Below are 23,373 nucleotides of genomic sequence, written 5' to 3' on the forward strand. Positions count from 1 at the left end.
AAGGCTGAAAACGATCCATATTGGGTTTCTTTAGCCTTCTGTGCACAATGGAGGGATGAAAGAGCCTCAGCGTGGTGGCGAATCCGAACGCATTATGACCGTGTGGTCCATGTTGGAACTGTTTAGTCCTCAGCAGCTCCCCCAAAAGCCGTCTCGGACAAGGCGTGGTGACGAGCCGCGGGTGATTGACTGGACATCAAATAATCCCCTGCCATGGGAGGAGCTGACGTCACCGCCGCCATCTCAATACGGTCCCAGCGTGTGGCAACACACCGTATATCTCGGGGTGTACGAACTAGCTGACACCTATGACTATCTGCACCGGGTCTTTAGAGATAATCGGGATGCCTATCGTGAACGCCCTGGTCAAGAAAGTGCGTGCGCAGGTCTGCTTCTCGACGAACGCGGTTGCTACCTTTCAGGATCGGCGGTGCTCTCATCCGGACTGTGGGCGGTTGGCCGAATCGAAGACCCCGGGCCGGATGATCCGCGATGGGCAGAAGGCTTTACCGAGGCGGCACAACGTTTTGCCGAAGCCCTTGAAGAAAATGAAAACGCCCGCTGCGAGGAGCACGATGACACCGAGCTCATACCTCACGATCAGTCCTCCCTTGAGAAACTTCTCAGCATTGCCCACGCCGCCGCAGGTATCCAGGGCATCCAGAAACTCGCAACGACGTCCATCCGCATTAAATCGACTCTCGTGCGAGAAAATCGCTCTGATGATGCCAAAAGTCTCGACTTCTTAAATAGCTTTTACCTCGACGATCTCGAGATGGTGCAGCGTGCGATGTCCGGGGGAGAGCGACCGGGATCCGCTTTAGCCGCCTACCTCACGCCAGAGGGAACCGTCGATATATCAGGGCGCGTGGACGTGCTACGCAGCCCCGAGGCGGTCGATGACGGTGTTGTGCTCGATCGTCTCCCGTGGGGACGCTGGCCCGCGGAACTAAATGAACACTTGGCGCTGAGCCAACAGTTTGCCGTCAACCGCGCGGTGAACGATCTCGCCTCGACTCGCGGCATCATGGGCGTTAACGGCCCGCCCGGCACCGGAAAGACGACCATGCTGCGCGACATTCTCGCGGGGCTGGTGGTTGAGCGAGCGCGTAGGCTTTCTCGTTTGGATAAGGCTGAGTATGCATTTGTCGATGAGGGCGAAGAGGTTAAGTGGTTTTCGCCAGACGGCCCTCGCTGCACAGTGCGGCCACTCAAACCGGAGTTCACCGGCTTCGAGATGGTGCTCGCCTCATCCAATAACGGAGCGGTAGAAAACGTGTCAGCTGAAATCCCGGTGCGAAAAGCTCTTGCTGAGAGATGGCGAAAAGACGCGGACTATTTCGCTGATATCGCCACGATGGCTTTGAGCCAAAATTCTAAAAGGCATGGGAATGACGACGAGGACGCTCAGGCATGGGGTCTTATCTCTGCCGTCTTAGGAAATAAAAGAAACCGCAGCGAATTCAGATCAGCTTTCTGGTTCGGTGGCCCTAAGCCGCGATCTCACAACGGCGATACCCAAAAAATTGAAAGCCTGCAGGACCAGCTGAAAAAGTGGAAGGCTGATCCCAACTCACACATCTCCTGGGAGGAGGCCTGCGAGAGGTACCGCAAAGCGGAACAGCACGTGCAAGACCTCATCACTGAACGCTCTCATGCGGAAAAACGCCTGCGCGCTCTACCTCGCCTCATGCAACAAGCTGTTGCCCAGGATGCTGCGGTCACACTGGCGCGCGCGGATTTAGACGCGCTGACCGAGCAGCTCGATGCCCAAAAGCAGGTCGAGGCTGAGGCACGCGAGCATCTAAAACACGTGAAAAGTCGCTATGATCGACATAAGGCGACGAAACCCGGCATACTCGAGAACATCTTTAGCCTTGGGAAGGTGGGGCGCCAATGGCGCAGTGATCTCGCGGCCCGCACTGCCGAGCTGTGCCAGGCTGAAGATCACGCGGAAAAGCAGAGGCAGCAGCGCCAAGATCTTCAACGCTGCGTTCATCAGCAACACCGAATCTATGAGGCGGCGGAAGAAGAGCGTGAACGCATTGGAAAAGCCTTACACGATCTGCGCGTGCAGTGCGCGGCAGATAGAACCCGGTATCGCGGTAGCTATCCCGGAGAACTGTCCGGACCGCAGCGAGAAATACGGGCTCCGTGGTTGGATGAGGAGCTCGACGAAGCTAGATCACAGCTGTTCTTCGCCGCCCTCGATTTGCATCGGGACTTCCTGGCTAATGCCGCATCAATCATGGTGGAGGGTTTGCGAGCCGCGGCTGACGTCCTCGTGGGCAAATATCCGCAGAACCTGGAGCCGGAGAAACTGCTCGCTGCATGGCAGCTCTTTTTCCTGGCGGTCCCGCTTGTCTCCACAACGTTCGCCTCGTTTAGCCGCATGTTTGGCCGTCTCGGAAAAGAAGCAATCGGGTGGCTTCTGATTGACGAGGCAGGGCAGGCCTCACCTCAGTGCGCTGTCGGCGCAATCTGGCGCGCTCAGCGCGTTGTCGCGGTCGGTGATCCGCTTCAGCTCCAACCGGTGGTGACGATCCCAAGCAAAGTTCAGCATGACATCGCCGCGACATACGGTGTAGCCCCACTCTGGCTCCCGCCGCGAGCGTCGGTGCAAACTCTCACGGATCGGGTCTCTCCGTTCGGAGCCACTCTTGATCACGACGGGGAATCGGTATGGGTTAGCTCACCGTTGAGAGTTCATCACCGCTGCGATGAGCCCATGTTCTCTTTGTGCAACGACATGGCCTACAGCGGCATGATGATCCGGCGAGCCTCTTTCACGCCTCATCCTCATCACGAGCATGAGGTTGTAAATGAGCCAGATCAACCAGCAAAACCTGAGCAGTCTGATAAAAAGAATGATTCTGAGCTCCCACGGAGCTATTGGCTCAATGAACCGGAGAAAAGCCCGGGCTCTCACCTCCAAACTAATCAGGTGGATCGTTTAAAGGGGGCCCTTTCGTGGCTTGCAGGTGAAAAGGGTCTCGTTAAACAATCGGACATTATTGTCATCACCCCTTTCCGGGAGGTTGCCGGTAAATTGCGGGAGTGTTTAGAAGGCTATCCAAACGTGCATGCGGGAACCATCCACACTGTTCAGGGCAAAGCCGCCCTCGTCGTGATCTTGATGCTGGCGTGTGATCCGGATAAACCTGGCGCGAAAAGCTGGGCGGCCTCATCCGTCAACCTTTTGAATGTCGCGGTGAGCCGGGCAAAACAGCGCCTCTATGTGATTGGTGATCACGCGTCCTGGTCCCAGCATCGATATTTCCAACAGCTGGCGAGGGCAATTCCCCTCTGGGAGGAGTTCAGAACTCCGGAAAATCCTGAGCCGGAACCGCAGGACTAGCAGCAGAGTCGGTCACACATGTGGAGCTGTAGTCAACTATGTTCCGCCTTTACCGTTGTGCGACGACTAGCACCGCCCGGTTCTCGAACGCCAAAATCCCGGAGTTGGCGAGGTCTGCGGCGCGAGCGGTAAATCCCGCCGCGATGCGCTCACGAATATGCGGGGCCTGCGCCAGATAGGTTTGGCCCGCTGTGGCAACTCCGCCACTAATACCGGCCCATAGATCCGCTGGCGTGATGTGCCAGGTCCACGTGAGTTCGCACGCCTCGGTAACCGTGAGACCGGTATCCTTCGCGATGCCGGCTAGGCCTTTGGTGGTGCGCTCAAAATCCAGGTGGGCGGGCAGTTGTGTCGCCGGTAGTGCGCCCGCGTCCGCTGCGGAAAACACCGGTCCGATCAGGTTGGCCCAACCGCCCCCGCCGACAGGCCAAATCGTGACCGCGATTTTGCCCCGAGCTCGGGTGACACGGGCGATGTCGGCGAGGGCAGCGCGAGGATCGGGAACATGATTGATCACGAAATTGGCCGCGACCGCGTCGAATTCGGCATCCGGCAGCGGAAGTTCAGGCAGCGCGGCGTGCAATACGCGGGCGGGGGTCGCGGCCCGCGAGATCGCCACCATATCGCTATCTGCGTCCATACCCGTCGCATCCCATCCTAGCTGGAGCGCGGCTTCAAGTAGGTCACCGGTGCCGCACCCGACATCGAGCAGATGACCAGGGGGAAGCCGGTCGAGAACCTCTCCAATCGTGCCCGCGCACAGGGTTGCAAATGAGCGGCGGTAGGCCTCGCTGACTCCACTCCATTGGTTCATATGGCCATCATGTCAGGTTTGCACCCCGCCCCGAAGTATTTATGTGCCGAACGCTTATTAGGCGTCCCACGGGTATTTAGGCGCCGCACGGGTATGTACGTACTACACGGGTAAGTGCGCTCTACATGCGCCAGGAGCTGAGCCGCACACTCCAGTGCACCGGCGCTTCCGGCTGAACCAGCACATTGCCCCCGTCAAAACCAGCATGGCCGGGTACATCCACGTCATGTCCGATAGACGGTTCAATACCGAGAGACCGGTAAGGGGCGTCGGCAGGCCACGCGCCGAGGTTGCGCCACATGATCATGGCACAGGGGAGGTCGGTGCGAATCTCAATAGCGAGAACGTCCGCCCCGTCGTGAATTTCTGCCCGCGAGCACCCCAAAAGTGAGTAACACACCGCACTGGACGGGCCGTTGCCAAGCGCGCGCACAAACTGATCCATGCCCCCGAGAGCATCAATGCCGGCGTCTGAGGGATCATCCCAGAAATGAATGTGCTGGTAGTGGCCCGGGATGAGCTGGGTGGCAGGGGAGAGGTCGAGCAGAAGATGAGCGTGATGGGTGAAGTGGGAGGGTTCGGTGGCGCTCGCCGTGTACTCCACGATGAGGTCAGGTCCGTCGCGTTGAATCAGTCGCCGCAGCGTTAACGTACCGCTGGTGACCGTCGCGTCGTATGCGTCACCGTCCCAGCTGCGTCCGCACACATCGCCGTGGTCGTAGGGCAAGCGCAGACAGGGAAAGCACTCTTCGCCACCGCCAGCATCGATGAATGGTTCTCCCGGCTTTTGTCGGTGTCGCTGATGCTGAACGTACTGGTCAGGGCGGTGCCATAGCCACTCCCGATGGGAGGTGCGCAATGACGTCCAGCGACCGCCGTGTGCGAGGTCCGTATCCAGCTCTAGCCGAGATGACTCTGACATTCCACCACTGTACTTTCTGGATATCCCCCGTGGCATCGGGCCTCGAACAAGGCAGAATTGATGACATGAATCAATCATCTGTCCCTATGAACTCCTCACCGGGCACATCCGAAGCCCCCGACACCGAACGAACGTGGGCGATCCTGTGCCACCTGTCGATCATTATTGGGACCTGGATCAGCATCGGCTGGTTGAGCTTCGTGGGCCCGCTGGTGTTCTGGCTGATCTACAAAAACTCCAGCAAGCTGGTGCGGGGAGCATCGGCTGGCGCCTTCAACTTCGCCATCACCATGTGGATCGCCAATGTGGTGGCGTGGATCTTGCAGTTCACCATTATCTTTATGTGGGTGGGCTGGATCATTTGGTTGGTCGAGGCGGTTGTGACCCTGCTGTTCCCAATCCTCGGTGCGATCCGCGCCAGCAAGTCACAGATTTATCGCTACCCGATGACTATCCCGATTTTGAAGTGATCTAACCAGTTAGATTTAACGTGCTACATGTTCAATGGGGAGCAGTAGCCATGGCCCCGGTCTCGCGCTATGTGATCCCGGGGCCTTATTTTTATGCGTTGACAGGTGCAGCATTTTGCGTCCGCGCAGCTTTGACCGTCAACGATCCACGGGGACGGTGTATGACTGGCCCGAGCGTGGCTACCTGAATGCGCCGTATAAGTCAGGTCAAGCATGGCCCCGGCTTTGTTTCTATTCTTGTCGGCCCGCTTGCAGCTGCCTGAACCCGCATAGGCCAATCCGTGGGGCCCGCACCTACTGATCTACCGGTCAGTGCCCTTCCAAGCCCGCGGGTATGGAACGGAATTGTCCGCCCTCACGGCGCTCCAGCACAACCTTGGAGTCGGGGCGGATCTCACAGCATGCCAAGGCGAGATGTTGACGCACCCGCGCAAGGGCTAGGCGTGCGGCGACATCCTCTTGGGGGCGGCTTGCTGGCTGAACAGCAAAGCGCAACACAACTCGAGGGATCTGCCCGACCACTTCCAGGTCCTTTTTCTCCACGGGGTGAAGGGTTGCGAGTGCTTTGCCGGCCTCATGGATCACCTGATCTGGTCGCACCGAGGGGTGAAGCTGACCGATCGGCAGGCGCATACGGTAACTAGGCATTGTGTAGGTGTTATTCAACGATGCGGGTATCAGCTAACCGCGTAGATGGTCACCAACTGCGCAGTCGCTAACCAACTTGTGTACTCGCTTATCAACTGTGCAGCCGCTAACCGACCACACAGCGGCTAACCGACCACACAGCGGCTAACCGACCACGCAGACGCTAACCGACCATGCAGGCGCTTACCAACCGCGCTGGCCTTAGCTATTGGAGCTATTGGGCAGCGCCTTGGCGACAGCCTGGGTTGCCGAATTGAGATCGACCTCCACCTGGCCATCGACCACGCGCGAGGCGTACACGGGCAAGCGGAAATTAGACGTTGTGTAGCACTCGCCTGTTGCCAAGTCGTACACCTCTTTATAGAGGGGCGAGGCAATCGTGGGACGGCGCTCACCGTCGCGTTCATGATCGCCGACGATGCCACGGGACATGATGCCTTGCTGGGTACGAGGGTCGACGTTTGAGGTGACGTAAACGTTGCCATCCCACACTTTGAAGATTGCGATCTGCTCTGTTCCGAACAGGGCTGCTTCGCCCCATTCCTCTTCCAGTTGCGTGACCTCGCATACCCGCTGCCAGTTCTCGCTCATCTGTTCTCCCTCTTGCGCGTTGTGAGACTTCACATCTGGCCCAGATACTCTGCTCGGACCTGCTTCGCGACGATGCTACCCGGCTGGACATGAGAGGACACGGGGTCCGCTCTCCAATAGTCCCGGGAATTTCCGGTTAAAGTGCCGGAGGGTGGCGTCACCACGTGCGCAGGCCCAGTAAGTTTTAAGGCGGCACCGCGAAAACCGTCGCGTAGAAGGCGGGTTTCAAGGTCCGCAGAGTTTCGACACCCCAACAGGAGACACCCGTGACGCAGGACGACGCACCCAAACACATCGTGGTCGTCGGCGGCGGCCCCGCGGCGCACCGCTTCGCAGAGACCATGCATCGTCGCGACGAAAACCGACGCTACAAAGTCACCGTCATCTCCGAAGAAAAAGAAGCCCCATACGACCGGGTCAACCTCGCTAAACGCTGGGATCGGTCCTATGACCTCACCCTCGGTGATCCCACACTGTGGCAGGACGAACACGTCGATCTGATTCTCGGTGACAAGGTCAACTCCCTAGACACCACGGCTAAAACGGTTCGCACCTCGTCTGGAACCATCTACGGATATGACGAATTGGTGCTGGCCACCGGTTCAAACGCGTTCACGCCCCCGGTCACTGGCTGGGACACAAAGGGGGTTTTCGTCTACCGCACCGTCGAGGACGTCGACCGCATGTCCGCTTGCGTCGAAGCGATGAAGCACGACACCGACCGCACCGGCATCGCCGTGGTTCTCGGCGGCGGCCTGCTCGGCCTAGAAGCTGCGGGAGGTCTTGCCGCCGAGGGCTATAACGTGCACCTGGTGGAGCTAGCGGGATGGTTGATGCCCTCACAGCTGGACGAGGGCGGCGGTCATATGCTGAACCATCTGATTAGCCAGCGCGGAATCACCCTGCACTGCGGAGTGAGCCTGGACAAAGTGGTGTCGCGCGCTGAACGCGGTCTTGGCAACACCCCGGTTGATGATCCCACCAGCGACGTTGCCTCGGTTCTGCTCTCGGATGGCACCGAGATCGGTGCCGACATGGTGTGCCTGGCCGTCGGGATCCGGCCACGCGATGAACTTGCGCAAGTCGGCGATTTTGATATGGGGATCCGCGGCGGGGTGCTGGTGGATCAAGCATGCCGCACGTCCGTTCCGCATGTGTGGGCCATTGGCGAGGTAGCGGCGATGGAAGGCCGTTGCATCGGGTTGGTCGCCCCGGCCAACACCATGGCCGAAGTGGTAGCGGATCGGCTGCTCGGCGGTACCGCGTCCTTCGGTACGGTCGATGGATCGACCAAGCTCAAACTCTCGGGTATTGACGTGGCATCGTTTGGAGACGCCAAGAGCGGCGGCAAAGACACCTTGGATGTGGTCTACGCCGATCCCACGAAAGGCATCTACCAAAAGCTGGTGATGAGCACCGACGCCAAGACTCTGCTCGGCGGGATCTTGGTGGGAGATGCCGCGAACTATTCCACCTTGCGCGCCTATATCGGGCGTGAACTGCCAGGCGATCCGTCGGCCTATTTCGCAGCCGCCGGGGGAGAGGCCCCTGACACCGGTGACTTCCCCGATGAGGTGACGGTCTGTTCATGCAACAACGTCACGGCGGGGACGATCAAGGAAGCCATCCGGGGCCACGGGGACTTCGGCCAGCCCGCGCAGGACATCCCAACCTTGAAGGCTTGCACCAGCGCAGGTACCCAGTGTGGTTCCTGCATCCCCCTGATGTCGAAGATCCTTGCTAATGAGTTGTCGAAAGCGGGTATCGCTGTTTCGACCGCCCTGTGCGAGCACTTCGCGATGCCGCGTAGCGAGCTGTATACGCTGATTAAAGATGGTCAGCTGACCTCGTTCGATGATGTCATCGCCGCGCATGGAACCGGTCACGGCTGCGATATTTGCAAGCCCGCTGTCGCGTCGATTCTGGCGAGCCAGCGCGACCGCTACATTCTCGACCCCGGGCTGGGACATCTGCAGGATACGAACGACCGTTTCATCGGCAACATGCAAAAAGACGGTACCTACTCGGTTGTGCCTCGCATCCCCGGCGGAGAGATCACCCCGGAGAAACTAGCTGTGATCGCGGATGTTGCCCGCGATTTCAACCTGTACACCAAGCTCACCGGCGCCCAGCGCATCGGCATGTTCGGGGCACGCCTGGAACAGCTCCCGCATATCTGGAAACGCCTGGTTGACGCCGGGTTTGAGTCCGGGCAGGCGTACGGAAAGAGCCTGAGGACTGTGAAATCCTGTGTGGGTTCAACCTGGTGCCGCTACGGACAGCAAGACAGTGTGGGCATGGCAGTGCACCTGGAGAACCGGTATAAGGGTCTGCGCAGTCCGCACAAGTTTAAGCTCGGGGTATCCGGTTGCGCCCGTGAATGCGCGGAGGCCCGAGGCAAAGACATCGGTGTGATCGCCACGGATAAAGGGTGGAACCTGTACGTTGGCGGTAACGGCGGCTTCACTCCCCGCCATGGTGATCTGCTCGCTCAGGACGTCGACGACGAAACCCTGGTGCGCCTGATTGACCGCTTCATGGGGTACTACATCCGCACCGCAGAGAAACTACAGCGCACCGCGGCCTGGATCGAGTCACACGACGGTGGTTTCGAGCACGTGAAACGGGTTGTGGTCGATGACGAGCTCGGAATCTGCGATGAACTCGAAGCGGAAATGCAAGAGTTTGTCGACGGACACATTGACGAGTGGGTTGCCACGATCAATGACCCGGCGAAGCTCGCGCGGTTCCGCTCATTCATCAACGCCCCGGACGCCCGGGATCCGCTTTTCGCCTATGTGCCAGAGCGCGATCAGCACCGCCCGGCGACGCTGGAGGAGCGCGAGCAGGTTCTCGCCTCAGGGCCGATCATCCCCCTGCGGGATGCTCACGGGGCACCGGTTGATGCCTGACGACAGCCTCGACCAGCACCAGCACCGCCGTGACCTCCCGGGGCTCGATGCCCTCGCCGTTCTGGACGTTGCCGGGCGCTCGGTGCTGGTCGAGGGAGATACCCCTGCCTCCTGGCATCTGGCCCACCAGCTGCGGGTGCGCGGGGCCGAGGTGACGCGCTTGGGTCCCGGGTTGGGTAATGCTCCGATTCCTGCGGTGCTCATGAGAGCGGAACGATTAGCGGATCAGCGAGGTCTGGGCGCCAGAATTCTTCAGCGGCCCAGCGAACGTGCCCGTGAGCTGACCCAGTGTGACCCGGCAGCACTCGCGGATACCGATAAGACGGCGGATATGGTGTCGGATGAGGTCGTTGATACGGATGCGGTGGCTGATACGGCGGATGCCGCTGATCCGGCGGATGCCGCTGATCCGGCTGCGGTGCTGAGGCGGTTTCGGCAGCGGGCCGACATTGTGGCCTCTGCTGATCCGTCCGCACGGCCCCTGCTTCGGCTCGATCACGACCGGGATCCTGGAATCTTCGGTAGCGGCGTGAACTTCGATGATGCCGCACCGCACCCGGGTGAAGTGGTTCTGGTGGGAGGGGGCCCGGGCGATCCAGGGTTGCTGACCACTGCTGCTTGTCAGGCGATTGCCCGCGCGGATGTTGTGCTGTTGGATCGGCTCGGAATAGGTCGTCATGCGCTAGACCTCGCGCCGGGAGCACTAATTATCGACGTCGGTAAGCTCCCGGGGGATCATGTGATCCCTCAGCAGCGGATTGAAGCGGAGATGGTGGAGCTGGCACGCACCAGGGCTCGGGTGGTTCGCCTTAAAGGCGGTGACCCGTTCGTCTTCGGTCGCGGAAGTGAAGAATGCCGAACGCTGCTGGCACACGGCCTGATGGTGCGGGTTATTCCGGGAATTACCAGCGCAATTGCTGCCCCAGCGCGCGCTGGGATTCCAGTAACTCATCGGGAGGTGACGCACGGTTTCGTCGTGGTCTCCGGGCATCATCTTTTCAGCCCGGCCCACTGCGCCGCGTTGCGGACACTGAATCTGACCATTGTGATCTTGATGGGGGTAGGGCGCATCAGCGTGACCGTCAACGGATTACGGGATGCTGGCTTCCCGGGGAGCACTCCGGTGGCTATTGCCCAGGACGCATACGGGCCTTCTGAACAGTTAGTGATCTCCGACCTCGACCGGATCGAGCATGACGCCGAGCGCTGCGGGGTGAGCAGTCCCGCGGTTCTGGTGATCGGCGATGTGGTTTCCATGCGAATCGCCGCAGGTCAGCTGACCGATGTCCTTGCCCCCACCTCGCCAGGGGATTGTCAGCAGCAGGAGGCAGTGTGATGTCCGCACAGTCACCATCGGAGCAACAGTTGCAGAAACAGCCTGAGCAGGCCTCGCCATTGGAACCAGGTCCGCGCTCGCCAGATCCACAGTCGCGACCCCAGCCACAGATCAGTTGCGCGAACGACCCCGTGGACCGGCCAGAGAGTGTCGCCTCTAGTGATGCAGACGAGGGCAGCTCTCACGGCAGCCTCGCCGGGCTCCGAATAGCAGTCACGTCAAACCGGCGGGCGCAGGACCTTATCGATGCGTTGGCCCGGCACGGGGCTCAGACTGTTCACGCTGCCACCATGCGGATTGTGCCGGTTGAAGACGACGCCGAACTCATCGTCGACACCGAGGCACTACTGAGGACTCAGCCGAAACATTTACTGGTCAGCACCGGCCAGGGCTTCACCGACTGGTTGGGAGCCTTACCGGATCCGCTGCGGGAACGCACTGAGCAATGGATTCGTTCGGTACCCGTCTGGTGTCGCGGTCCTAAAGCCCGTGGGGCTGTGCGCGGCGCTGGTTTCACTGACCCGCCATCGGCTCCGGAGGAGACTACGCGCTCTTTAGTGGATATGGTGCTGGACGCTGGTGTCCGAGATGTGCCCGTCGCTCTCCAGCGGCACGGATATCTCGACCGCCGTCAGCTAGCTCGGCTCACCGACGCGGGCTGTTCGGTGCAGATTGTTGCCCCCTATCGCTGGGTCCCCGGACCGGACCCGTCGGCTGTGGATGCCCTGGTCGATGACCTGATCGCAGGTCGCCTGGATGCCATCACATTTACCGCTGCGCCGTCCGTTGAAGCCCTCTGGGCGGCTGCACGCAAACGCAACCTGGAGGAACGGATACAGGCGGCAATGCGGTCAACGTGCCGGGTGTTCGCGGTCGGACACGTTACCGCTCAGCCACTGCTCGATGCAGATATTCCCGTGACGTGGCCGGAGCGTGAACGGATGGGGGCCCTGGTAAAGCACATGGTGCACAGCTACCGCACCGGTTCATTGGCATCGACCACCGAGCGATAACGCTGCGCCACAATCGGGGCAAGACGTGATCCGAGCGGTGGCAGGCACCGTCCACCCGCATCCTCGGCTGTGACTTTAATGCGATCAAGAAGAGTTCCCGGAGCGGTCACTAACGGCAGCACGGTCAGAGGCTGCGATGAGGCGGAGATGACCTCGCGTGCCCGGGGTGCCTTGGTCGCAAATGCCACGCGCACCAGTAGCTCGCTCTCCGGTGCGCCATAGCCGCAGTTGATCAGACGCGTTTGAAGTCGCTGCCCTAGCGCGTAGATATCGCGATTAGCGTCCGGTCTGGACGAGCCGATCGCGAGTAGGAGCAGGGGTCCCTGTGCGCTGTGGGCAGATAGATGGTCGAGGAGAACATCCACGATGTCCTCCCCGGTGCCGAGAATCGGTGCTTGTTCGCAGGAGATGCCGCTGGACTGAGCGGCTCTGCGCAAAGTAGCGGGGGTGTCGTCAGTTGCGTGATACGCCTCGGTAAAGAGCAGTGGCACGAATACCGCTTGGCGTGCCCCGTGCGTCGCGAGCTGGCAGGCGACGTCTGCTGGGGAGGGGGTGGAGTTCTCGAGGAACGCGGCATGCCCTTCAACCCCGAGGATCGCCCCTGCCTCAATCATCATCGTTTCGATGACCTCGACGGTGTGGGGGTGGCGGGAACCGTGGGCGAGGCCAACCAGTGAGGGCAAAGGCATGGATGCAGTGTAAAGGCGGTGTTCAGCATGCATGGATATCAGGGGGCAGAGCTTACGATAGCTGACATGTCACGTGGTCATCGCGCATCCTCATCGCAGCCCCGGCGCGGTCGATCAGCCTCCAGCGCCCGATCAGCCTCCAGCGGCCGATCAGCATCTGGACGGGAGGTCTCTCAGGGGCGGGGGATAGCCAAGGGGCGGGCGACGTCCCGGGGACAGTCGGCCGCTAACTCACGCACACGGCGTACGGCGCCGACACAAAAGACTGATCGGAAGCGGACGGTCACCCAGGTAAGCGCAGGTCTAGCGCGTCCGGCGGTCCCTTTGCGAATCGGATACGTGCCAGGGGTTGAACCGGGACGCTGGATCTCGTCGTATGCGAAGAATCCGAACAGCGCAGGTATTGAAGCGGTTTTGGTCAGCCCTACCTCCCAGGAAAAAGCATTGGTCAGTGGTGAGGTTGACGCCTGTTTTATGCGCGCTCCCGTGGATTCCTCCGTGCTGAGCCCAGATCAGATTCACCGTCTGGATCTATGGGAGGAAGTCGCGGTCGCGGTGCTGCCGAAGGACCATCCGGCGAGTCTTGAAACGCAGCTGGTATCTCGCGATCTCGCCGAGGAGACGTTATTGCCGCCGAATGCCTCCCGGCGCCTGGAGGATGCGGACGAACTTGTGTCCGTGGTGGCGGCAGGCGTGGGTGTCGCGGTGTTACCGATGTCGCTGGCGCGGTTATATGACCGCAAGGATGTTGTGCACGTTCCGCTCAGTGATCTAGCGGGTACCCAGATTGCATTGGTGTGGCGACGAGACCGTGATGCCGCGGATGTTCAGCTTTTTGTCGCCGTCGTGCGTGGGCGAACCGTGCGCAGCTCACGCTAGGATCGCGTGCACGCCCATGCCATGATCGTGCGCAGCTCACACGGGAAGCCAAGGACGGCGCACGCTTAAAGGGTCCGGCGTTTTCGCCACCATCTCGCGGCTCAGCGCACAATGGGATGAGCCCCGTCTGCTTAAGGCTCGATGCTGCATCAACAGGAGACCCCGATGAGTGACCGTACAAAAACAGACCACATGAACACCGACCGCATGAATGTTGAAAGCTTCAACCTCGACCACCGGGCGGTGCGGGCGCCGTATATCCGCATCGCCGACCGCAAGACGCTGCCCCAAGGAGACGTGCTCACCAAGTTTGACGTGCGGTTTTGCCAGCCGAACCGTGAGCATCTGGAGATGGACACGGTGCACTCTCTGGAACATCTGATGGCCGAGTACATGCGTGAGCACACCGATCGGGTGGTCGATGTGTCGCCGATGGGGTGCCAGACGGGTTTTTACGTGTTGCTGGCAGGCGATCACAGTGTCGATGAGGCAATGGATTTAGTGGAAAAGACGTTGCAGGATATCGCTGATGCCCCGGAAGTCCCGGCCGCTAATGAGGTGCAGTGCGGCTGGGGCGCGCACCATACCCTTGACGGCGCTCAAGCTGCGGCGCGCGATTTTCTGGCACGCCGCGATGAATGGGCGGATGTCGGTGTTTAGTGCGGCGGAGCCTGCTCCGATACCCGACACTAAACTTTTGACCTAGGACGAAAGCGTAAGAAAGTGGGGTTCGGGCCGAGGTGTCCCAGGACGTGAGTAGACTCTCGAACATGGAGAGCACAACGCAGCAGGGGCACACCGGACCGACTCCCGAAGCGGAGAAGCTGTCCGAGGAGGCTATTTTCGAGATTCTTGGACGTCATTCTTTTGGGCGTCTTGCCGTGGCGACTTCTTACGAGCCCGATATATTCCCACTCAACTACGCCCTGGTCGGCAGGACGTTACTGTTTAAGACCGCCCCGGGCACGAAGCTGGTCGAACTGACGATCAACGCTAATGCAGCCTTTGAAGTTGATGACGTCAGCGCGCAGGGTGGCTGGTCCATTGTGGTTAAAGGCGCCACTCGGGTTCTTGAACGCGATGACGACATCGAACGTGCAGCGCAGGTCGAGTTACCCACATGGTTCCCCGGCGAGAAACACGTGTTCGTAGAACTCGATATCGAGTCGCTAAACGGGGTGCGCTTTACCGCCTGATGCCACCGCCTCAAAAGGGGTAACCCTCTCGGCGGAAGGGGCAACCTCTGAGCGGTTTATGGTGTTGAATGCTGACCCGCTTTGAGCGCGGCCGTGACGGCGTCAACTAAACGCTGCATACGGGTGTTGTCAGCAAGATCATCCAAAAGCACCACGGTGTGGGAGGCGTCCGCGAGTGGGATGCACCAGTTCGGGTATTCCTTATCTGTTCCTGGCTGGTTTTGAATGCGGGACTCTCCAACGCAATCCACCAGCGAAACCCCCAGTAGCATCGATGGCGCTGCACTGAGGTAAACGTGCAGGGCCTGCACAATATCTTCGAGATCGGGGGCATCTGCGATCAACCCACGCGCGTGCAGGTTGTCGATCACGCGCTGCCGTGCCGCCTGGTCGAGCTCCAGTTCGGTGTCCAGATCCCGCGTGAGCAGACCCAGCCGAGAGCGTAAACGCACATGATCGCCGTTGAGGTAGCCGGTGGTGGGTGGCAGATCGTGAGTGTTGACGGACGCTAGGCATAGACGGCGGAAGCGTTCGGGCGGTAGGGGGCGCTCGCCTTCGTTTTCAAACCAGAGGATTGAGGTTCCGAGGATGCCACGGTCGGACAGGTAGTCGCGTACCCAGGGCTCGAAGGTGCCGAGATCCTCGCCAATGATGATGGTGCCTGCCCGCTGGGCTTCGAGCGCAAGGATACCGATCATGGCTTCGTGGTCGTAAAAGACGTAGGCACCGTCGCTGGCGGCGTGTCCATCGGGAATCCACCACAGTCTGAACAGGCCGAGTATGTGGTCAATGCGCAACGCGCCAGCGTGACGCAGCACCGTGCGCAGCAAGTCGCGGAATGGGGCGTAGCCGTGCTGCGCAAGAGCTGTTGGATGCCAAGGGGGTTGACTCCAATTTTGGCCCTGTTGGTTGTACTGGTCTGCGGGGGCTCCGACAGATACCCCGGGGGCCAATACCTCGGCGAGGGTCCAGGCGTCGGCGCCGTAGCGGTGAACCCCCACGGCGAGATCGTGCATGATGCCGATGCGCATCCCCACATCGAGCGCGGTCTGCTGAGCGGCGGTGAGCTGCTCATGAAGGAGCCACTGCACCCAGCAATGGAAAGTGATGCGGCGAGCATACGTGTGCCGGGCAGTTTGCGCTGCGGGGCTAGTGGGGCTGGCGTATTTGCTAGACCAGACCGGGTCCTGTTCGTCGTGGATTTCCCGCAGGGCGCACCACAGGGCGAATCGTTCAAGTCCTTCGCCTTCACGCTGTCGGTATGCGTTAAAAGCGGCTTGTCTGCCAGCGCTTAGCCCAGCGCTGAAGATCATGTCCAGTGCTGCGAGCCGGGCGGTCAGGCTGCGGTTGCGGTCGAGGTGGTCGGCGTCGAGATTTAACTCGGACAGGTTGTACCGCAGCTGGTCGACGGCTCGGCGTTGATCGTCGGGCAGGCTGGCATACTCGGGCACGCTCTCAGGGCGGATGTAGAGGGCGCTGACAAAACGGCGAGTCGAGGGAAGGTAAGGCGATGCCTCAACGGGAGCGCACGGTTCAGCTGCGTGGAGCGGATTAGTGAGGACGAAGTCGGCTCCGTATTGTCCACCTGCAATGGCTGCAAGGTCCCGTAGATCGGTGAGGTCCCCTATGCCCCACGATGCGGCTGAGCGGACAGAGTAGAGCTGTGTTTGCACTCCCCAGGCCTGGGTCGAGCCGAGCTGATCTCGGTGGACTGTGATTCGGTCCGGGACGACGGCGAGGGTACAGGTGGCATGGGTCCCCTCAGAGTCGGCTTCAATCCGGTGCCACCCGTACGGCAGATCGGCGGGAAGCTGGAAGCGGGCTTGTCCGTGTAAAACTCCGTCAACTTCGTACGGCGGGGTGAAGTCATCAACTTGCTCGCACGCTCTCAGGGTGTCGTCTTCGAGAACGATGCGTACCTGCACGTCGGCGGTGTGTCGTACGTGGACGGGAAAGCTCTCTGACCGTCCGATACGCACTACCATGCATGGGGGCAGCATGCGCCTGAACAGATTGTCCGTGTGCTGTCGGCGGGCACGGTCGATATCGGCGGTGCTGGTGATGGGGTAGCCGAGTGCCGCGAGCACGGCGCATAAGGTGTGTTCGGGAACCGATCTGAGCACACCGTCCCACCCCCAATACTCGGTGCCGACGCCGAGCTCACGTGCTAAAGCTTGCAAGGCTTCGGTGTCGATTGCGGGAAGTCCGGGGGAGGAATCGGATGGCATGCGCTCATCGTAGTTGGCCTAGGGCGTGACCATTGGTATGCGAAGTATTGCGGCTGCCGCGTCGAGGGATGATTCTCATGGCGAACCGGCGTCCACGACTTTAAGGAAATACCCGCCTAACGGAATAAGCTTGCGATTTAAAGTATTTAACGTCGTGAATTGTAGTAAAATGATGTCCGGGTTGTCGGTTGTATGGCACCATGTCGTCACGCTATGTAATGACTCCTGAGCTCCGAAACAGGAAGAATGCAATGGAAATGCGCCAAATCTATTCGCGTCCGACCGAGAAGCGGGCGCGCCGGACCGTCGATGCGCTTGCGGCTGCGCTCAAACGACTCTTGATGAAGCGGACATTGGGTGAAGTGACCGTATCTGATCTATGCCGTGAAGCCGGTATCCACCGCACCACGTTTTATGGGCATTTCCGATCTGTAGATGATTGCGCTCGGTCCTTATTCACCGATGCCATGCACGTTGTGCGGGGTGCGGAATGGGTGCAGTCTGGTCCGTTGGATGCTGAAAGCTTTGGCTCATTGCTGTGCTCGCTGCAAGAACGGTTGCGATGCGATATCGCGTTTGTGCGTCGCCTCTATGGTCCCGATGGAGACCCAGGCGCTCAGCGGCTGGTGATTGATCAGCTGACGAGTTTTATCCGCGAACGCCTGTGCCAGCCGCCGACATCCGCTGAAGCGCTCGACCTCGATGCCGTCGCCGCGTTTCTGGGATCGGGTGGACATGCCCTGGTGGAAAGGTGGGTGCTGCGCGAGGAAGCTGTCCCGCATCGCACAGTGATGGAAGCAGCTCACGCCCTGTTCCCGCCAATCCTGTGCTCCCAGGCTGGACCGGATCGCGCGGTCGCGTCGTAACCATGGGCGGTGTCGCGTAGCTGGCGATTTCCGGATAGCCGTTGCTGCTTGCCCGTAACCTTTAGTGCTCGCCTCGCCACCGGTGATGGCTACCCGAATGGTGGCCGCGAAGGCGCGGACCGCGGGTGAGAGCTCGGGGATGTGCTCAGGGATTGGGATGCGGTACGCAGTCTTCACCAGCCGGGAAGCCACATATGCCATTCCCACAGCCGGTAGGGAATCATGTCCCCGCTCCATAGAGGCCAGAAGAAAGCAGAGACCAAAACCGTCAGCGTTAACAGTGCGCCGAGGAATAGACCCACCGCCAGGCGCCGTTCTTTACTGGCTCCTGGTGAGGTGGAAGAACCGAGCAGCAGGCCCGCGCTATAGACCAGGGCAAGAATCACCCAGGGTTCAAAAACCACCGCGTAAAACGTGAAAATAGTGCGATCGGCAAAGAGGAACCACGGTAGCCAGCCAGCGACAATGCCCGACAAACACGCCAAGGCCCGCCCGTCGCGCCAGATAAGGCCCGCAATAAGGCACACCACGAGAGCAATCGATCCAAGCCACCAGATCAACGGGTTGCCGACAGAGTCAACCTGCGAAACACACCGCGCCACCCGGCATCCAGCTTCGCCGTAATCGTATGTTTCCCAGTAAAAGTTCGTGGGGCGAAGTTGCAGTGTCCATCCGAAGGGACTCGACGCATACGGGTGCGGCGAGTGCAGATTCACCGAAAAGTCGTAAGCCTGGACGTGATAATGCCACAGCGATATCAGGGCATCTAGCGGTCCAAATCCTGTGGAGTGACCACTATTTTGCGCCCAGTGCCGGGCATATCCTGCCGAGGAGGCAAACCACCCAGACCAGCTGGCCAGATAGGTGATGAATGCGCCTCCCACCATGGCGAAGAACGCAGGAATCGCGTCGCGGAAGAGTCCGTTTTCAAACCAACGTTTTTCGCGCATCGCACGGCGGGCCCACCAATCCCATAGCACGGTCATCACGCCGAACACCGCGAGGAAATAGATTCCCGACCACTTCACCCCGCATGAGAGTCCAAGTAGCACCCCGGCGAGCAACCGCCACGGTCGCCATCCCGCCGCGTAGCCGAGGGAGGACAGTTTCCGTCCGCTGGCTCGGGCCTGTGCCTTATGCCGAGCTAAACCCGCGCGAAAGCGATCACGGTCGATCAGAAGCGCGCCAAACGCGGCGAGCACAAAGAACATGAGTATGAGGTCGAGAAGACTGGTGCGCGAATGCACCAGGTGCAGACCATCAATCGCTAGAAGCAGACCAGCTACCGTCCCGAGCAGAGTCGATCCGAGCAGTCGGCGAGTGATCCGCGCCAGCATCAAAACACTGATAGTCCCAAGGATCGCGACAGATATCCGCCATCCCCACGGATTATCAGCCCCGAGTAACCACTCGCCGAGCGCAATGACCCATTTGCCAATGGGTGGGTGAACCACAAAGTCTCCCTCGGGGAGAAACGTGTCCACGTGACCCGCTTCAAACTGCGGGTTAATACCGTCGGGCCACGCCATATCGACACCGCGCCGAAGAAGCGTGTACGCGCCTTTCACGTAATACGTCTCATCGAAGATTAAGGTCCGGACGCGGTCAAGATCCCACAGACGCAACAGCGCCGCTAACGCGGTGACGGCGAGCGGCCACAGCCAACCAGCAAGACGGTCATGGGGCATGCGTAGCCCGAGCCGCCGACGATACATCTCCTCAAGGTCATCGGCTTGTCTCGTCCTCACCCGGTTCATGCTAATGGTTGTGCTCGCATGATCTGTTCGCGACAAAACTAGATGGGACAATAGGGCGGTGACGTCTATCTCTCCCGATTCTCAGTCGATGCCTTCGACCGACCAGCCTTCATCTCCCTCACCACCAGAGTTAGATGCCTCTGCGGGCTCGTCAACGGTCTTCGGGACGGTCCGGGCCCTTGCCCCGGACCAGACTGCTGATGCATGTGCACCCACCGGCTCTGGTTTAACCCCGGTTCTGCACGCCGGGGAACTCACGTTGGCGGCGACTCCGATTGGGAACCCCCTGGATGCGTCCATGAGGCTGGTTCGCGCCTTGGAAGAGGCCGACTTGATTGCCGCGGAAGATACCCGCAGGTTGCATCGGCTCGCGCGGGATCTGGGGCTTACGCTCTCGGCCCGGGTGATATCGCATCACGAACACAATGAAGATGCGCGGACAATGGACCTGCTGTCTGCTCTTGAGGCTGGTCAACGGGTGGTGATCGTAACCGACGCCGGAATGCCGGTGATCTCAGACCCGGGTTATCGGGCCGTGTGTATGGCGCATGAGGCCGGGATTCGCGTCCGGGTGCTGCCGGGACCATCAGCGGTGCTGACCGCCCTGGCGATGTCGGGGCTGGCTCCGGATCGGTTTGCCTTTGAAGGTTTTCTGCCGCGTAAACCGAGTAAACGCGAAGAGGCGCTCAAGGCGTTGCGGGATGAACGGCGGACCCTTGTATTTTTCGAGTCACCCCGCCGGACCGCCGACACTGTGCAGGCGATGCGCGATATTTTCGGGCCCGAACGCCAGGCGGCGCTGACTCGTGAGCTCACCAAAACTCATGAGGAGGTTGTGCGCGGAACTCTCGCTGAGCTCGTGGAGCACACCAGTCATACCGAAGTGTTGGGGGAGGTGGTTCTGGTGGTTGCAGGCGCGGCGACGGTAGCCGTGAGCATCGAAGATCTTGTGCAGGACGTGCGCGACCTGCGCGATCAGGGAATGCGCTTGAAGGACGCCGCTAAACAGGTGGCTGCCGCTCATCGGGGAGTGGGGGCACGGGATCTCTACGATGCTGCCCGCGACTGACGGGTGATAGGGCCGCGTCCAGCGCACCTGTAACTTGGCACATCTGTGACCCTGTGCGATGAAAGTGCCGCTGAATGTAAAGCGCCCCGGCAACATGCCGGGGCGCTTTACATTCTGACGATCTGGGCTCATCCGAGATGATCGAGGAGCCCTCGCCGATGCCGCTACGGGCGGCGATAGCTTCAGTCGACGGAGATGAGTCCGCGCTGGTAGGCCTTTGCGAGCCGACGCGGCACGTTCACGGTACGACCGCGCACGGTCACCGGCACCAAGTCGGCCGGCGTGGCCTTCCAGTTAGCGCGGCGCTGACGCGTGCGGGCCCGGGACATCTTAAACTTGGGCACTGCCATGAGAACGCTCCTTGCTCGGATAAGTACGACGTATGCGCGGCGCATCGACGCCGGTTATGCATTCGGTGGACATCAGGTTGTTTTCGGTAACAAACACTGTTCACACCAACGAACCCGCGGACGGGCGCGCAACGAGAATCTATTCAACCACACGCGAGGTCCCGTCGGGGGTGCTCATTGTCTCCCCGTGGGGTGATATTGCCCACCGACAGGTGCGGGGCAACCTCACGCTGCCAACGCCCATCTCAGATGCTTACCCCTCAAAGGACTCAGATGCTGACCTCTCAAAGGAGACGGGCAAGCACTCTACGATAGAGGATATGAATGCTGACAGTGGGACAGGGGCGCCGCCGCGCAAGCGCGACGAGGTGGATACTAGACGCCGCAGCCGAGATCGTTCCTGGCCGGATCTGCCGGATGGTTTGCCCTCGCCGGTGGTGGACAACCACTGCCACCTCGACTTTTCAGACGGTGAGCACGCGCTAGACGTCGAGGAACAGATCCATCGCGCAGCCGAGGTGGGAGTAGAACGAATCATCACCATCGGATGTGAGCTGGATTCGGCGAGGTGGACGGCTGAGCTGCTCGCCCGGGAACCGAGGCTGTCGGGTGGGGTCGCTATCCACCCAAATGATGCAGTGTTGCACGTGCGGGGTACGGATCGGCACGGCCGCGAAGCGGTCAGCCTCGACGAGGCCATCGCCGAGATCGCAGGCCTGCTGCGCGGACCCGGCATGGTGGTCGTCGGCGAAACAGGTTTGGACTGGTTCCGTACGTCGCGCCGCGATGAGGCTGCGAGGGCAGCCCAATTTGAGTCGTTCCGCGCTCATATCGCGCTCGCTAAAGAGCTGGATCTGCCTATGCAGATCCACGACCGGGATGCGCATCGTGACGTGCTGGACGTGCTGGCTTCAGACGGTGCTCCTGAGCTCACGGTGTTCCACTGCTTTTCCGGAGATGCGGAAATGGCTCGCGAATGCGTCGAGCACGGCTACTACCTCTCCTTCGCAGGGACGGTGACGTTTTCCAATGCCTCAGATCTGCGAGAGGCGCTGGCACTGACACCGCTCGACCGGGTTTTAGTGGAAACAGATGCTCCGTTCCTCACCCCGGTTCCCTATCGCGGACGCCCGAATGCCTCGTATCTCGTCCCGCTCACCATGCGCATGATTGCCGACGTGAAGGGCGTGGACTTAGAGACCGCATGCCGAGTGGTACGGGCCAACACCCGGGCGGTTTACGGTGTCTAAACACGATGGGCCTGACAACATCGGGTTAGAAGAGACCTCCGGTGAGAATCCGTTGAACCAAGGCCTGACGGGCTGCGGCATGAGCTCACGCTCAATCTTGCTTGGCCCCACTGACATTCGTGACCTTGCGGCACAGGCGGGTATCTATCCGACTAAGAAACTCGGTCAAAACTTCTTACTGGATGCCAACACCGTGCGCGGTATTGTGCGGCGCGCCGACCTGGTTCCGGGCCAGAGCGTGCTAGAGGTGGGGCCGGGGCTCGGATCCCTCACGCTGGGGTTGCTTGAGGCCGGTATGCAGGTAGGAGCTGTCGAACTCGACCGTGCACTCGCAGCGTTGCTGCCGAAAACCGTCGTCAGCCGGGGAATAGATCCAGACCGGCTTACGGTGGTGCACGAGGACGCACTGGCACTAACCCAGCTGCCAACCCCGGCGGCGGGAGACCAGCCGACCGCGCTCGTGGCTAATCTCCCATACAACGTCGCGGTTCCGATCCTGCTGACGCTTCTGGGGCGCTTTTCATCCCTACGAACCGCATTAGTCATGGTTCAGCTAGAGGTTGCGGATCGGTTGGTGGCCACTCCTGGGTCCCGCGTGTATGGGGCGCCCAGCGCGAAAACAGCCTGGTTCGGACGGGCCAGCAAAGTCGGGAGTATTTCTCGTCAGGTCTTTTGGCCCGTTCCCAACGTGGACTCGGCGCTGGTCAAAATCGTTCGCCACGATAACCCCGCCCCGATGACAACAATTGACCGTCAGCAGGTATTCGCCGTAATTGACGCGGCATTCTCTCAGCGACGCAAAACACTGCGCACTGCGCTCGCCAGCTGGGCCGGCTCCCCGCAAAACGCGGAACGAGCCGTGCGTGAAGCGGGCATTGACCCTGGTCGGCGCGGTGAGTCGCTGAGCGTGGCCGACTTTGCAGCAATAGCGCAGGCGCATTCCGGGTTATCGAGATCTATGGGTCACGCCGGTGGCTGAGCTGTCGGGTTTGCACTGGCAGGGTCAAAGGATGTTCTCTTAACCC

Annotated in this window: 20 protein-coding genes; 12 read left to right on the forward strand and 8 right to left on the reverse strand. The window is 60.5% G+C overall.

Going from position 1 to position 23,373, the window contains the following annotated elements; genetic code table 11:
* The first annotated feature begins 55 nt into the window (after positions 1 to 55).
* Entirely contained in the window at positions 56 to 3,358 is a 3,303-nt protein-coding gene (locus BN1724_RS00570) for a DEAD/DEAH box helicase (protein WP_058233813.1), read from the forward strand.
* Positions 3,359 to 3,407: 49 nt separating this feature from the next.
* On the opposite strand, the gene BN1724_RS00575 is transcribed toward BN1724_RS00570, so the two are convergent.
* Both BN1724_RS00575 and BN1724_RS00580 read right to left on the reverse strand, forming a co-directional pair.
* A complete protein-coding gene (locus tag BN1724_RS00575) occupies positions 3,408 to 4,172 on the reverse strand; it encodes a class I SAM-dependent methyltransferase (protein WP_058233814.1) in 765 nt (254 codons plus the stop codon).
* Between the two features lie 121 nt (positions 4,173 to 4,293).
* Entirely contained in the window at positions 4,294 to 5,094 is an 801-nt protein-coding gene (locus BN1724_RS00580; protein ID WP_058233815.1) for a hypothetical protein, read from the reverse strand.
* A 65-nt stretch (positions 5,095 to 5,159) separates the two neighbouring features.
* Here BN1724_RS00580 and BN1724_RS00585 point away from each other — a divergent pair, with 65 nt between their 5' ends.
* Positions 5,160 to 5,564: a DUF4870 domain-containing protein gene (locus BN1724_RS00585; protein WP_231928106.1), complete on the forward strand. Its 405-nt coding sequence runs from the start codon at positions 5,160 to 5,162 to the stop codon at positions 5,562 to 5,564.
* Positions 5,565 to 5,873: 309 nt separating this feature from the next.
* On the opposite strand, the gene BN1724_RS00590 is transcribed toward BN1724_RS00585, so the two are convergent.
* Positions 5,874 to 6,212 (reverse strand): hypothetical protein, encoded by a 339-nt coding sequence (locus BN1724_RS00590; RefSeq protein WP_058233816.1) that lies wholly within the window; start codon positions 6,210 to 6,212, stop codon positions 5,874 to 5,876.
* Between the two features lie 201 nt (positions 6,213 to 6,413).
* Positions 6,414 to 6,803, reverse strand: a complete 390-nt coding sequence (nirD, locus tag BN1724_RS00595; RefSeq protein ID WP_058233817.1) for a nitrite reductase small subunit NirD — start codon at positions 6,801 to 6,803, stop codon at positions 6,414 to 6,416.
* A gap of 266 nt (positions 6,804 to 7,069) precedes the next feature.
* On the opposite strand from nirD, the gene nirB reads away from it, so the two are divergent.
* From nirB to BN1724_RS00610, 3 genes are read left to right on the forward strand one after another with little or no spacing between them, the layout of a single operon-like run.
* Positions 7,070 to 9,715, forward strand: coding sequence for a nitrite reductase large subunit NirB (nirB, locus tag BN1724_RS00600; RefSeq protein WP_058233818.1), 2,646 nt, complete (start codon positions 7,070 to 7,072; stop codon positions 9,713 to 9,715).
* Entirely contained in the window at positions 9,708 to 11,051 is a 1,344-nt protein-coding gene (gene cobA, locus BN1724_RS00605) for a uroporphyrinogen-III C-methyltransferase (RefSeq protein ID WP_172797051.1), read from the forward strand. Before nirB ends, cobA begins: the two co-directional genes overlap by 8 nt.
* Positions 11,051 to 12,064, forward strand: a complete 1,014-nt coding sequence (locus BN1724_RS00610) for a uroporphyrinogen-III synthase (protein WP_058233820.1) — start codon at positions 11,051 to 11,053, stop codon at positions 12,062 to 12,064. Before cobA ends, BN1724_RS00610 begins: the two co-directional genes overlap by 1 nt.
* Here the strand turns inward: BN1724_RS00610 and BN1724_RS00615 are convergent.
* Entirely contained in the window at positions 12,025 to 12,753 is a 729-nt protein-coding gene (locus BN1724_RS00615) for a sirohydrochlorin chelatase (RefSeq protein WP_172797052.1), read from the reverse strand. The two genes, BN1724_RS00610 and BN1724_RS00615, sit on opposite strands and share 40 nt — an antisense overlap.
* Positions 12,754 to 12,819: 66 nt before the next feature.
* Between BN1724_RS00615 and BN1724_RS12420 the strand changes: the two genes are divergently transcribed.
* From BN1724_RS12420 to BN1724_RS00630, 3 genes are all read left to right on the forward strand, one after another.
* Entirely contained in the window at positions 12,820 to 13,632 is an 813-nt protein-coding gene (locus BN1724_RS12420) for a LysR substrate-binding domain-containing protein (protein ID WP_172797053.1), read from the forward strand.
* 165 nt (positions 13,633 to 13,797) lie between these two features.
* Positions 13,798 to 14,292, forward strand: a complete 495-nt coding sequence (locus BN1724_RS00625; protein ID WP_058233823.1) for an S-ribosylhomocysteine lyase — start codon at positions 13,798 to 13,800, stop codon at positions 14,290 to 14,292.
* Between the two features lie 110 nt (positions 14,293 to 14,402).
* Positions 14,403 to 14,828: a pyridoxamine 5'-phosphate oxidase family protein gene (locus BN1724_RS00630; RefSeq protein ID WP_058233824.1), complete on the forward strand. Its 426-nt coding sequence runs from the start codon at positions 14,403 to 14,405 to the stop codon at positions 14,826 to 14,828.
* 56 nt (positions 14,829 to 14,884) lie between these two features.
* Here BN1724_RS00630 and malQ read toward each other — a convergent pair whose 3' ends face one another.
* Complete coding sequence (gene malQ / locus BN1724_RS00635) at positions 14,885 to 17,056, reverse strand: 4-alpha-glucanotransferase (RefSeq protein WP_058233825.1); 2,172 nt, start codon at positions 17,054 to 17,056, stop codon at positions 14,885 to 14,887.
* Between the two features lie 251 nt (positions 17,057 to 17,307).
* Between malQ and BN1724_RS00640 the strand changes: the two genes are divergently transcribed.
* Positions 17,308 to 17,922 (forward strand): TetR/AcrR family transcriptional regulator, encoded by a 615-nt coding sequence (locus tag BN1724_RS00640; protein WP_058233826.1) that lies wholly within the window; start codon positions 17,308 to 17,310, stop codon positions 17,920 to 17,922.
* Positions 17,923 to 18,095: 173 nt separating this feature from the next.
* Here the strand turns inward: BN1724_RS00640 and BN1724_RS00645 are convergent, their stop codons facing one another.
* Positions 18,096 to 19,679: a dolichyl-phosphate-mannose--protein mannosyltransferase gene (locus BN1724_RS00645; protein ID WP_058233827.1), complete on the reverse strand. Its 1,584-nt coding sequence runs from the start codon at positions 19,677 to 19,679 to the stop codon at positions 18,096 to 18,098.
* An 88-nt stretch (positions 19,680 to 19,767) separates the two neighbouring features.
* On the opposite strand from BN1724_RS00645, the gene rsmI reads away from it, so the two are divergent.
* Complete coding sequence (rsmI, locus tag BN1724_RS00650; protein ID WP_084253060.1) at positions 19,768 to 20,748, forward strand: 16S rRNA (cytidine(1402)-2'-O)-methyltransferase; 981 nt, start codon at positions 19,768 to 19,770, stop codon at positions 20,746 to 20,748.
* Between the two features lie 182 nt (positions 20,749 to 20,930).
* On the opposite strand, the gene rpmF is transcribed toward rsmI, so the two are convergent.
* Positions 20,931 to 21,098, reverse strand: a complete 168-nt coding sequence (gene rpmF, locus BN1724_RS00655) for a 50S ribosomal protein L32 (RefSeq protein ID WP_058233828.1) — start codon at positions 21,096 to 21,098, stop codon at positions 20,931 to 20,933.
* Between the two features lie 320 nt (positions 21,099 to 21,418).
* On the opposite strand from rpmF, the gene BN1724_RS00660 reads away from it, so the two are divergent.
* Positions 21,419 to 22,348, forward strand: coding sequence for a TatD family hydrolase (locus tag BN1724_RS00660; RefSeq protein WP_084253061.1), 930 nt, complete (start codon positions 21,419 to 21,421; stop codon positions 22,346 to 22,348).
* A 79-nt stretch (positions 22,349 to 22,427) separates the two neighbouring features.
* Complete coding sequence (gene rsmA, locus BN1724_RS00665; RefSeq protein ID WP_058235634.1) at positions 22,428 to 23,327, forward strand: 16S rRNA (adenine(1518)-N(6)/adenine(1519)-N(6))-dimethyltransferase RsmA; 900 nt, start codon at positions 22,428 to 22,430, stop codon at positions 23,325 to 23,327.
* The last annotated feature ends 46 nt before the right edge of the window (positions 23,328 to 23,373 follow it).

The sequence above is a fragment of the Devriesea agamarum genome (assembly GCF_900070355.1).
Lineage (GTDB): Bacteria > Actinomycetota > Actinomycetes > Actinomycetales > Dermabacteraceae > Devriesea > Devriesea agamarum.

Coding starts and splice junctions, on each gene's coding strand:
- BN1724_RS00570 (WP_058233813.1), top strand. CDS start 56: ATGAAAGAGCCTCAGCGTGGTGGCGAATCCGAACGCATTATGACCGTG.
- BN1724_RS00575 (WP_058233814.1), bottom strand. CDS start 4,172: ATGAACCAATGGAGTGGAGTCAGCGAGGCCTACCGCCGCTCATTTGCA.
- BN1724_RS00580 (WP_058233815.1), bottom strand. CDS start 5,094: ATGTCAGAGTCATCTCGGCTAGAGCTGGATACGGACCTCGCACACGGC.
- BN1724_RS00585 (WP_231928106.1), top strand. CDS start 5,160: ATGAATCAATCATCTGTCCCTATGAACTCCTCACCGGGCACATCCGAA.
- BN1724_RS00590 (WP_058233816.1), bottom strand. CDS start 6,212: ATGCCTAGTTACCGTATGCGCCTGCCGATCGGTCAGCTTCACCCCTCG.
- nirD (WP_058233817.1), bottom strand. CDS start 6,803: ATGAGCGAGAACTGGCAGCGGGTATGCGAGGTCACGCAACTGGAAGAG.
- cobA (WP_172797051.1), top strand. CDS start 9,708: ATGCCTGACGACAGCCTCGACCAGCACCAGCACCGCCGTGACCTCCCG.
- BN1724_RS00610 (WP_058233820.1), top strand. CDS start 11,051: ATGTCCGCACAGTCACCATCGGAGCAACAGTTGCAGAAACAGCCTGAG.
- BN1724_RS00615 (WP_172797052.1), bottom strand. CDS start 12,753: ATGCCTTTGCCCTCACTGGTTGGCCTCGCCCACGGTTCCCGCCACCCC.
- BN1724_RS12420 (WP_172797053.1), top strand. CDS start 12,820: ATGTCACGTGGTCATCGCGCATCCTCATCGCAGCCCCGGCGCGGTCGA.
- BN1724_RS00625 (WP_058233823.1), top strand. CDS start 13,798: ATGAGTGACCGTACAAAAACAGACCACATGAACACCGACCGCATGAAT.
- BN1724_RS00630 (WP_058233824.1), top strand. CDS start 14,403: ATGGAGAGCACAACGCAGCAGGGGCACACCGGACCGACTCCCGAAGCG.
- malQ (WP_058233825.1), bottom strand. CDS start 17,056: ATGCCATCCGATTCCTCCCCCGGACTTCCCGCAATCGACACCGAAGCC.
- BN1724_RS00640 (WP_058233826.1), top strand. CDS start 17,308: ATGGAAATGCGCCAAATCTATTCGCGTCCGACCGAGAAGCGGGCGCGC.
- BN1724_RS00645 (WP_058233827.1), bottom strand. CDS start 19,679: ATGAACCGGGTGAGGACGAGACAAGCCGATGACCTTGAGGAGATGTAT.
- rsmI (WP_084253060.1), top strand. CDS start 19,768: ATGCCTTCGACCGACCAGCCTTCATCTCCCTCACCACCAGAGTTAGAT.
- rpmF (WP_058233828.1), bottom strand. CDS start 21,098: ATGGCAGTGCCCAAGTTTAAGATGTCCCGGGCCCGCACGCGTCAGCGC.
- BN1724_RS00660 (WP_084253061.1), top strand. CDS start 21,419: ATGAATGCTGACAGTGGGACAGGGGCGCCGCCGCGCAAGCGCGACGAG.
- rsmA (WP_058235634.1), top strand. CDS start 22,428: ATGAGCTCACGCTCAATCTTGCTTGGCCCCACTGACATTCGTGACCTT.